The organism is Microbacterium sp. CnD16-F (genome assembly GCF_024124465.1).
GTDB lineage: Bacteria > Actinomycetota > Actinomycetes > Actinomycetales > Microbacteriaceae > Microbacterium > Microbacterium gawkjiense.
The window spans coordinates 1-5,095 of record NZ_JAMXSA010000090.1; the positions used below are offsets into that span (position 1 = coordinate 1).

General features: G+C 68.7%; 7 protein-coding genes, 1 tRNA gene and 1 pseudogene. 2 read left to right on the plus strand and 7 right to left on the minus strand.

Annotated features, from left to right (window positions below):
• The 6 genes from NH287_RS14590 to NH287_RS14615 form a co-directional block, all read right to left on the minus strand.
• Window positions 1–953, minus strand: a 953-nt coding sequence (locus tag NH287_RS14590; RefSeq protein WP_253036195.1) for a hypothetical protein, incomplete at its 3' end; no start/stop codon positions are given.
• A gap of 117 nt (window positions 954–1,070) precedes the next feature.
• Entirely contained in the window at window positions 1,071–1,406 is a 336-nt protein-coding gene (locus NH287_RS14595) for a hypothetical protein (protein WP_253036196.1), read from the minus strand.
• Between the two features lie 144 nt (window positions 1,407–1,550).
• Window positions 1,551–1,635 (minus strand) — tRNA-Tyr (locus NH287_RS14600).
• An 87-nt stretch (window positions 1,636–1,722) separates the two neighbouring features.
• A complete protein-coding gene (locus NH287_RS14605; RefSeq protein ID WP_064002942.1) occupies window positions 1,723–2,211 on the minus strand; it encodes an FBP domain-containing protein in 489 nt (162 codons plus the stop codon).
• 43 nt (window positions 2,212–2,254) lie between these two features.
• Complete coding sequence (locus NH287_RS14610; protein WP_253036197.1) at window positions 2,255–2,569, minus strand: hypothetical protein; 315 nt, start codon at window positions 2,567–2,569, stop codon at window positions 2,255–2,257.
• Window positions 2,570–2,620: 51 nt separating this feature from the next.
• Window positions 2,621–3,463, minus strand: coding sequence for a LysM domain-containing protein (locus NH287_RS14615; RefSeq protein ID WP_253036198.1), 843 nt, complete (start codon window positions 3,461–3,463; stop codon window positions 2,621–2,623).
• Window positions 3,464–3,527: 64 nt separating this feature from the next.
• Between NH287_RS14615 and NH287_RS14620 the strand changes: the two genes are divergently transcribed.
• On the plus strand, window positions 3,528–4,019 hold the full coding sequence (locus tag NH287_RS14620) for a YajQ family cyclic di-GMP-binding protein (RefSeq protein WP_217530714.1): 492 nt from the start codon (window positions 3,528–3,530) through the stop codon (window positions 4,017–4,019).
• 184 nt (window positions 4,020–4,203) lie between these two features.
• On the opposite strand, the gene NH287_RS14625 is transcribed toward NH287_RS14620, so the two are convergent.
• Entirely contained in the window at window positions 4,204–4,776 is a 573-nt protein-coding gene (locus NH287_RS14625; protein ID WP_253036199.1) for a recombinase family protein, read from the minus strand.
• Window positions 4,777–4,968: 192 nt separating this feature from the next.
• Between NH287_RS14625 and NH287_RS14630 the strand changes: the two are divergent.
• Window positions 4,969–5,095, plus strand: a pseudogene (locus NH287_RS14630) (transcriptional regulator); the annotation flags it as partial.

The window sequence follows — 5,095 nt, forward strand, 5'->3', positions numbered from 1 at the left end:
GAGGGAGCATCCGGAGCAGCGGGCGCGTCCGGCGCGGATGCGGGCGCCGGCGGAGCAGCGGGAGCTGCCGGGGCCGCAGGAGCCGCCTCGGGAGCCGACGCTCCGTCGGGCGTCGTGGCGCCGTAGGGCTGCTGCGGGTAGGTGGGCCAGCCGGTGTAGTACGCGTTCCAGTCGGGGCTGCCGTCGGGCATGACCGGCAGGGGCGTCCGACCGTCGGCGTACGTGGGCCACGCCTGCGCGGGCGCCGTGGCCGACGCCGTGTACGCACCACCATCGGGCTGACCCGACCCGGCGTACGCCTGCGCGCCGTAGGGCGCCGCGACCTGCGGACGCTCCTTCTTCGGGGCGAAGAGGGCGTTCACGAGCGGGACGAGCGCCGTGCCCACGGCGGCGAGGATCGCGACCGACACGAGCACACGCCAGTAGATCTCGCGGAACTCGATGAACTCCTCGAGCATCAGTGGGATGATCAGCATGATCGCGAGGATCACGACGAGGCCCATCGTCACGTAGGTGACGATGCTCGTGAAGGTGGTCTGGTAACGGGCGAAGGCCTTCGCGTAGAGGCGGACGTGCAGCAGCGCGCCCTGCAGGATCAGCAGGATCAGCAGGAACTTGAAGAAGCGCTCGGCGCCGACGCCGTAGTCGCCGGCGGCCTCCGGCATCCAGATCATGAACGCGCCGATGATGAGCGCGACGACCCACGACACGATGCTCGCGAGAGCGAACCACGCGGGGCGACGGCTGGCGAGGGATGCCTCGAGGATCGAGATCCCGGCGAAGGCCGCGAGCAGCAGGATCGTCAGGAACGCTCGCCCGACGATGCCGTTCGAGTCCCCGAGGAGCACCCACACGACGCAGACGATCGCCGCGGCGATCAGGGCGCCGATCGCGACCCAGATCGCTGCGCGGAAGATCTTGTTCGAACGGGGGGCGGTGATCGGTTCGCTCATCCTCGACATCCCTTCGGCGGAGGCCTCCCCCGCGCTCGCCCCCATCCTGTCAGACCGGCCGATGAGCAGCTCGGATGTCCACAGGGGTGGCGGCGCGTCACCGGGGTGTGGAGGACATCACCCGGGGAGGACGACCACCGGCAGCTCGTCGGCGCTCTCCTGGTGGATCTGCGCGACGTCGGCGTACGCCTCCACCACGCGGGGCGACCCCCACTCGGTGCGCCACACGGTGGCGTCGGGCCACAGGACGACGTTGTCGTGCGGGCCGACCCAGATCGTCGTGATCTCGATCTCGCGGCCGTCGGTGAGGATCAGCCGACTGGACTGGGTCTGCGCGCCGTCGAACTCATCCGACGGTGTCGGGCACGTCGGTCGAGGGGTACTCGAAGAACTCGATGGCGGCGACCTGGTCGGGGGCCGACGGCGATCGAGCGTTCCGCGAGCGGCGCGCATCCCGCGAACGCGACGGCGAGAGCGGCGGCTGTCGCGGCGGCGGCGGCGCGGATCGACCGGTGCGTGGTGATCCTGCCCGCAGGCTATCGCGCGGCATCCCCCGCGGGAACGGGAAAGGGCTGCGGAGATCTCCGCAGCCCTTCGTGGTGGCGAGTGAGGGATTCGAACCCCCGAATGCAATGCAGTCTGATTTACAGTCAGATCCCTTTGGCCGCTTGGGTAACTCGCCAGGTGCGCACCCGCCCGGCTTGTGCAGTCGACCGGAGGCGCGATCCCCTACTCTACCCTCCCCGCGGGCGTGACGAAAACCGCGGCGTCAGGCGGCCGACGCGACGCGCTCGACGAAGGATTCGAGGCGGTGGCGGGTGCCGTCGATGCGGCGATCCACGCTCGCCCGGATCTCGCTCGGAGCCAGCGGCCCCGCGATGCGGACGTTGTCGTGGCAGGTCAGGTCCGCGCACACGTAGGTGCCGACGCTGTCGCCGCGGTCACCGGCATCCCCGGTCCGTCGAGCGGTGAACATCGTGACCTGATTGCCCGGCTGCATCGTGTGGCAGATGTTGCACATGGCGGAGCGACCTTGCGTCGCACCGTTCGCGGCGCGCAGCACGATGCCGGTCGGGTGCCCGTCGATCTCGGCGACGACGTAGCCGCGGCTGCGAGTCGTGGGATCGCGCCACGCGAGGAAGTCGAGGTGATCCCACTCGAGCAGCGGGAAGTCGTGGGGCGGCTCGAGGCGTTCCCGCTCGTCCTTCGTCGCATTCACCAGCACGTCGCGCAACTGGTCCTCTGTCAGCGGCCGCATCAGCCCATTGTACGAAGGGGCGGATGCCGCGGCTCCGCCGACGTCAGGCGCCGAGGTTCAGGATGAGCGAGGCGGTGCCGACGAGACCGATCCCCGCTGCCGTGCCGATCGCGGGCCACAGGAACCCGCGGCGGCGGATGCCAGCGAAGACGAGACCGACGATGCCGGTGAGCATGGCGACCGACCCGCCGCCGACGAGGAGGGCGAAGGCCGGGATCAGGAGCCAGCCGTACTGCTCGTCGACGGTCGCGGCGAGCAGCAGGACGAACAGGGTCGGCAGCACCGAGAGCACGACGAGCACGACGGCGCCGATGCCCCACGCGCGCTGGGCGAGGAGCGGGACGGCGGGCGTGGTCACCCCGTCAGGCTACGGCTGGACGCGACGACGGATGCGGCGACGCGCGGAAAGTCAGCCCTGCGCCGCGATCGTGCGGCTCGTCGGCCGCAACTGCACGCGGTCGCCGGGCTGCAGGACGCGCTCCGGTCCGCCCGCCTCGTTGAGCGCCTGCACGGTGATCGCGTCGACGCAGAAGCGGTCGCCGATGCCGCGGTAGGTGTCCCCCGGCTGCACGGTGTAGAAGGTGGGCTTGCCGTCGACCTTCTCGACCGGGCCCTCGGCGTACTCGCCCTTCCCGGTGTCGACGACCGTGCCCGACATGCTGACCGGGATCCGCCCTTCCGCGTTGGGCTCTGCGAGGGAGATGCGCGCGATCGCGTCGCAGTCCTGATGCGTGCGGTAGCCGCCCTTGGCCGCCTCGTTGAGTGCCAGGGCCTCGGGCTGCCCCTCGGCGAGGACGGCGAGGTAGTCGCCGGCGTAGATGTCGCCGGCACCGCCGAAGTTGTTCGCGCTGTTGAAGTCCGCGCTGGCGAGGCAGAAGCGCTCGACGATCGCCCAGTACGAGTCGCCCGAGACCACCCGGTAGACCGTCGCGAGGCCCTTCCCATTGGAGCGCTCGACCACGCCGGTCGCTCCGGGCGAGATGTCGCCGCGGTCCGTGCCCGCCGGAACGCCCAGGCACTTGCTCTCCGGCGCCGGAGTCGTCTCGACGGGCGTGGGAAGGGGCGCGAGCCTCGTCGGCACGGGCGTGGGCGTGGGTGTCGCCGTCCGCGGCGGTGCCGCCGTCGTGGGCGGCGCCTCGGCGACCACCTCGTCGGTCGGGATCATCCCGATGACAGCGGGCGCGGCGAGAGCCAGCAGGCCCACCACCGACCCCACGGCGATACCGAGCATGATCTTCCCCCGACGATCCATACCCTGACGCTATCCCGCCCGGGTCACGGGCGCGCAACGATCCGGCGGCGGTACCCTCGAACGCATGGCCAGCGACAGCTCATTCGACATCGTCAGCAAGATCGATCGCCAGGAGGCGGACAACGCGCTCAACCAGGCACGCAAGGAGGTCGAGCAGCGCTACGACTTCAAGGGCACCGGCGCCTCGATCGAATGGAGCGGCGAGTCGATCCTCATCAAGGCGAACAGCGACGAGCGCGCCAAGGCGGTGCTCGACGTCTTCCAGTCGAAGCTGATCAAGCGCGGCATCTCGCTGAAGAGCCTCGACTCCGGCGAGCCCCAGCCCTCAGGCAAGGAGTTCCGCATCGTCTCGACGCTCAAGGAGGGCATCTCCTCCGAGGACGCGAAGAAGATCAGCAAGATGATCCGCGACGAGGGCCCCAAGTCGGTGAAGGCGCAGATCCAGGGCGACGAGCTGCGAGTGCAGTCGAAGTCCCGCGACGACCTGCAGGAAGTGCAGCGGATGCTGAAGGCGGCCGACCTCGACGTCGACCTCCAGTTCGTCAACTACCGCTGAACGATCATCTGACCCTCCTCGTCTCATATAGGGAACCGTCAGAGGGATTCCTTACGAACACGCTATATGGGACGGTCGACATCGTCGGTGAGGCACGTGATTCTGCCTGAGTCGTCAGCAAGCGTGTGGATGTGATGGCTTGGTGGCGGGCTTCTGTGATCGCTCAGTGGCGGTGCAGGCGCGGTCAGGTGTCCGCCGTGGTGCGGCGCAGCTCGCGGTAGATGGTGGTGCGGGAGACGTTGAACAGCTCGGCGAGCTCGGCCTGGGTGTGCTCGCCAGCCGCGTGCAACGTCAACAGATGCTTGCGCTGAGAGGGCGAGAGCTTGGGCTTCTTGCCCTTGAGCTTGCCCTTGGATCTGGCGATGGCCATGCCCTCGCGGGTGCGCAGGCGGATGAGGTCCGCCTCGAACTCGGCCACCATGCCGAGCACGTTGAACAGCAACCGGCCGACGGCGTCGTTGGGGTCGTAGACGCTGCCTCCGAGACTGAGCGCCACTCCCTTGATGGTGAGCTCGTCGGCGATGTCCCTCGCGTCCGGGAGCGAGCGGGCCAGCCGGTCGAGCTTGGTCACCACCAGGGTGTCCCCATCCCGGGTCGCGGCCAGTGCCTCACGCAGCCCGGGCCGGGCGCGGGTCGTTCCCGTTAGGCCGTGGTCGAAGTAGATGTTCTTGTTCTCGACTCCGAGGCGCTCGAGTGCTTCCCGTTGGCCGGAGAGGTCTTGCTCGAGAGTCGAGACGCGCGCGTAGCCGACATGCATGTCCCCATTGTTGCAGTTGCCCTCCCCTCACCGCCCATGTCACCGTACGGGTCTTGCGTTCATGGCGATCCCTCGTAAGGAGTCGTCGAGGAGGAAGCTCTCTCGACGTACGGTGAAGGTTCCCCTTACGGGCATGCGATCTAGGCTGACGCCTGTGAACGAGTGTTCAGTGCGCGCTGTATAGTTCAGTTTATGCTGACTATTGCTTCGCGTCTCGACGTGATGAACCGCCTGGGTCGTGCACTGGCCGACCCCACTCGATCCCGGATCATCTTGACCCTGCTCGACCATCCCGCTTACCCGGCGGAACTGGCCCGAG